Annotated in this window: 4 protein-coding genes and 4 pseudogenes; 2 read left to right on the forward strand and 6 right to left on the reverse strand. The window is 61.0% G+C overall.

Annotation, left to right across the window (positions count from 1 at the left end):
- The coding region (locus ACP69S_RS21890; RefSeq protein ID WP_426000827.1) for a transposase at positions 1 to 159 on the forward strand (159 nt) is incomplete at its 5' end.
- Between the two features lie 40 nt (positions 160 to 199).
- Here the strand turns inward: ACP69S_RS21890 and ACP69S_RS21895 are convergent.
- The 4 genes and pseudogenes from ACP69S_RS21895 to ACP69S_RS21910 form a co-directional block, all read right to left on the reverse strand.
- A pseudogene (locus ACP69S_RS21895) lies at positions 200 to 313 on the reverse strand (Tn3 family transposase); the annotation flags it as partial.
- Positions 314 to 342: 29 nt separating this feature from the next.
- A pseudogene (locus tag ACP69S_RS21900) lies at positions 343 to 771 on the reverse strand (Tn3 family transposase); the annotation flags it as partial.
- Between the two features lie 31 nt (positions 772 to 802).
- Entirely contained in the window at positions 803 to 1,048 is a 246-nt protein-coding gene (locus ACP69S_RS21905; protein ID WP_426000821.1) for a DUF4158 domain-containing protein, read from the reverse strand.
- Positions 1,049 to 1,271: 223 nt separating this feature from the next.
- The gene (locus tag ACP69S_RS21910) at positions 1,272 to 1,685 is read right to left on the reverse strand and encodes a fasciclin domain-containing protein (RefSeq protein WP_426000823.1); all 414 of its coding nucleotides are present in this window, start codon (positions 1,683 to 1,685) and stop codon (positions 1,272 to 1,274) included.
- 219 nt (positions 1,686 to 1,904) lie between these two features.
- Between ACP69S_RS21910 and ACP69S_RS21915 the strand changes: the two genes are divergently transcribed.
- Positions 1,905 to 2,387, forward strand: a complete 483-nt coding sequence (locus ACP69S_RS21915; RefSeq protein WP_426000825.1) for a pyridoxamine 5'-phosphate oxidase family protein — start codon at positions 1,905 to 1,907, stop codon at positions 2,385 to 2,387.
- Between the two features lie 43 nt (positions 2,388 to 2,430).
- Here the strand turns inward: ACP69S_RS21915 and ACP69S_RS21920 are convergent.
- Both ACP69S_RS21920 and ACP69S_RS21925 read right to left on the reverse strand, forming a co-directional pair.
- Positions 2,431 to 2,652: pseudogene (locus ACP69S_RS21920) on the reverse strand (helix-turn-helix domain-containing protein); the annotation flags it as partial.
- Positions 2,653 to 3,240: 588 nt separating this feature from the next.
- Positions 3,241 to 3,441: pseudogene (locus tag ACP69S_RS21925) on the reverse strand (helix-turn-helix domain-containing protein); the annotation flags it as partial.
- Between the last annotated feature and the right edge of the window lie 189 nt (positions 3,442 to 3,630).

Here is a 3,630-nt window from a genome sequence, read left to right on the forward strand (position 1 = left end):
GTGCTGCTGCCCCGCCGATGGGTCGTGGAGCGCACCTTCGCCTGGCTCGGCCGAAACCGCCGCCTGGCCAAGGACTTCGAGAAGACCCTCGACAGCTCAACGGCATGGCTCTTCATGGCTTCTGTCCAGCTCATGACCCGAAGGCTCGCAACCCTCTGATCACAATCAGAAACATTATGAGTCAGACTCTTAGCGTTGCTCAGCTAACAAATGTCGCGCTGCCCTCTTGCAGATCCCGGAAAAGCGGCACGAACCGGTAGCCCAGGAGATGACACAGCGCGGACACGTGGTCGGTGGCGCCGCCGGTGTCGGCGTAGCGCTCGCCGCCCTGTCGGCCACAAGTCCATCGAGGACGTAGGGCGCCTCCGACAACGTGGCCGAGAGCACGCGCGCGTTGGACGGGCCGTGCCTGTCCGACAGGTGGGTGTAGATTCGCAAGCCGGGCACGGGTCCGTACTTGGCGTTGATCTCGCCCGCCCCGCTCCGGCGATGGCCTGATCGAAAGAAATGTCCGTCCGAGGAGGAGGCTTGGCCGTCGCCCCCATTGCCTGGCGAAAGGCTGAGCGTGGTGGACTTCGATGATCCTGGCCAATGCAGCCCTGTAGTTCTCCTCGCTGAGGTACCAGCTCTGGGTCAGGCGAGTTGAGCGTAGGTGACGCCCTGGCTTGCATTGGCCATGCGTTCCAGGCCTAGATTGGTGGCGTCGGCGAGAACCGCGGCCAGAATGCAGTTGGGTGGTGTGCTCGATGCGGGTCTGGGGCCAGTTTGCATATTCTACGACGGCCGAGGGTGGGACGTGGACCTAGTCGGCGAGTAAGCGCAGTACAGCGACCGCGACAACCTCTCCGGCCCGCCAGCCGAAACCAGGGTGGCGCAGCAGCGCCGTCTGCACCGCCGCACCCGGCTGATTGGAAGGACCGTGGCGTGCGTCGATCCATTCGAGATCATCGGGAGAGAGCGTGTGGTGGCGCGCCACCTCGCGGTCGGTGACCGGAGGGTCGAACAGCCGATGCCGTTCGTCACCGGTGAGCACGGTTCGCCGCGCCATGGGGTGTCCCCCCGCGTCTGCGGTGGCTCACAATTCGCCGAAACTGAGACGCCGAACAGGCGGATCGGCCAGTCGCCAGATAGGGGCGGGGGGCGTTCGATTTCTGTGACCCATTGCGTGGTTTAGCGCGCAAACCTTGAGGTGAGCCTTTCGCGTCGCATCACAAAAACAAGGAGCGACAGTACCTTCGTACTGTCGTTTCCAGTCCACAAGTTGTAGTCGCTCAGCTTTTGGGCATGATGACTGTGTCGATCACATGAATGACTCCATTGGTGCATTCGATGTCAGCCGAGGTGACCTTGGCTCCGCTTACCTTCACCCCGTCGGTGCCATCCACGTCAATCGCCTCGCCTGAGGCCGACGCTGGACTCATCTTCTTACCTTTGACGTCTGCGGCCATAACCTTTCCCGGAATCACATGGAGTTTGAGGATTTTGGCCAGCTTTTCCTTGTTTTCCGGCTTGACCAGTTCATCCACAGTACCCGCAGGCAGCTTCGCAAAAGCGTCGTCCGACGGCGCGAAAACGGTGAATGGACCCGCGCCCTTTAAGGTGTCCACGAGGCCAGCCGCCGTCACGGCAGCCACGAGCGTCTTGAACGAGCCGGCGGCCACAGCGGTGTCTACGATGTCATGCATAGCAAAGATCCTTTTTGGGTGATTTGGCGCAACGTGGCGCACGCTCTAAACCACGCGCCTTGCGTTCGGTTCCAATGTTCAGCTGACGACAAGAGGAGCCCACGCCGCAATCGGTAAGCGGATCAAGAAACGCCTCGCATTGTACGAGTATTTACAAGCAATGCCGGAACAACTTCGCCTCCACGCGGGTTACATGCGGAACCCCAAGGATCAGCCCCAATGAACTACGAACAAGGCAATGCAACCGATCTGAAGGACAAGTTTTGGCAGGCGATGACGCAATCTTCTTTCGTCATGCTGCAGCTGGATGAAGATCAGGACAGTGCAGCGCCGATGACCGCGCAGCTCGATAAAGACGCCAGCTCAGCGATTTGGTTCTTCACCTGGCGCAACAGCCGCTTCGGAGCAATGGGACCGGCAACTGCCACCTATCAATCCAAGACCCACGATGTTTTCTGCCGTTTTTCGGGCGTTCTGAGCGAAGAAACCAGCCGCGAAAGGCTCGACAAGCAATGGAGCAATTTTGTCGAAGCCTGGTTCCCCGGCGGCAAAGAGGACCCGAACCTGCTTTTGATGCGTATGGATCTGGGCGACGCGTCGATCTGGGCCGGAGAGCTCGGCGTAATCAATACAGCCCGGATGATGCTCGGTATGGACGTGACCAACAAAATCAAAGGAGGCCACGCGGAGGTAAACCTCTGACCCTTGGCGTTGCTCAGCTAACAAATGGCGCGCTGCCCTCACGAAGCTTCTCGGCCGCCAGCGTCGGACCAAAGCCCGAATACCGCTCGCGGATCAGGTCCGGCGCCTCCGTCCTGACGTCTGACGGCGTCCGCCGGTTGCTCGGCCGACCACGCTTCTTGGAGATCAGCGCCGTGGCGCCTTGCTGCTGACAGGCCTTGGCCAACCGCTGAACCTGTCGTCGCTCGAGGCCCAGCAGCTGCGCCGCCGCCGGCGTCGTCAGCCGCTAGAGCCCTTTCCGACCTGATGGCTTCATCAGGGTCGGGCGAAAACGGCTCTAAATCAAAAGTTTAGAGCATTTTTCGATCCGATAACCGTTTCACACTTATCGGAAAATTCTCTAGCGCGGGATGGGTGTTTGTTCGGCGAAGATGAGCGGCGGGGTTCTCCTGTTTGAAGAGGAGCGTGGGTCGGCCACGTCCTCCTCGAGACAGGAGACGAGTGATGCCCGAAGACGCGATCCACCCGCTGCGTCGCAGGATGGTCGAAGACATGACCATCCGCGACTTCGATCCCCGGACCCAGCAGACCTACATCCGCTCGGTTCGCGCCTGCTGCCGCTAATGCGGCAGGACCCCCGGCGAGCTGACGTTCGAGGATGTGCGGCTCTATCAACTGCACCTGACGCGGAGCGGCTTGGCCCCGGCCAGTCGGCCCAGAGTCCGGCCTCAAGCATCCAGATCCGCAGCGTCTCGCGACCGATGAAGACGCCGTGGAGCTCACGAAGCTTCTCGGACGCCAGCGTTAGGCCAAAGCCCGTGTAGCGCTCGCGGATCAGTTCCAGCGCCTGCGCCTTGACGTCCGATGGCGTCCGCCGGTTGCCCGGCTGGCCACGCTTCTTGGAAATCAGCGCGGTGGCGCCTTGTTCCTGGTAGGCTTTAGACAATCGCTGGACCTGTCGGCGCTCCAATCCCAAAAGGTCGGTGGCCGCAGCGACTGTCAGTCGACCGCAGCCCAGATCGCGAAGAACCTCAAGGCGCGTCAGCTCTCTGTCGCTCATGAAATACAACGTCATTCTGGAGACCTCCCACGTCCAATCGCGGGAGGGTGAAATGTCTAAATGGCACGATGCGACATTACTAAATGGCGGTGTGGGTTCTAGCTGAAGTGCGACGAAGGGCGTGGGCAGAATGACGGGGAGGGGATGTCCTGTCACGTCAGGCTTTCAGGGCATTGGCGGTCGGGCGACGGGCGGGCGCGGAGC

This window comes from Caulobacter sp. DWR1-3-2b1 (assembly GCF_049895765.1).
Taxonomy (GTDB): Bacteria; Pseudomonadota; Alphaproteobacteria; order Caulobacterales; family Caulobacteraceae; genus Caulobacter.

Bases quoted from the DNA above. Each gene is read 5' to 3' on its own strand.
- ACP69S_RS21905 (WP_426000821.1), bottom strand. From the start codon at position 1,048: ATGGCGCGGCGAACCGTGCTCACCGGTGACGAACGGCATCGGCTGTTC.
- ACP69S_RS21910 (WP_426000823.1), bottom strand. From the start codon at position 1,685: ATGCATGACATCGTAGACACCGCTGTGGCCGCCGGCTCGTTCAAGACG.
- ACP69S_RS21915 (WP_426000825.1), top strand. From the start codon at position 1,905: ATGAACTACGAACAAGGCAATGCAACCGATCTGAAGGACAAGTTTTGG.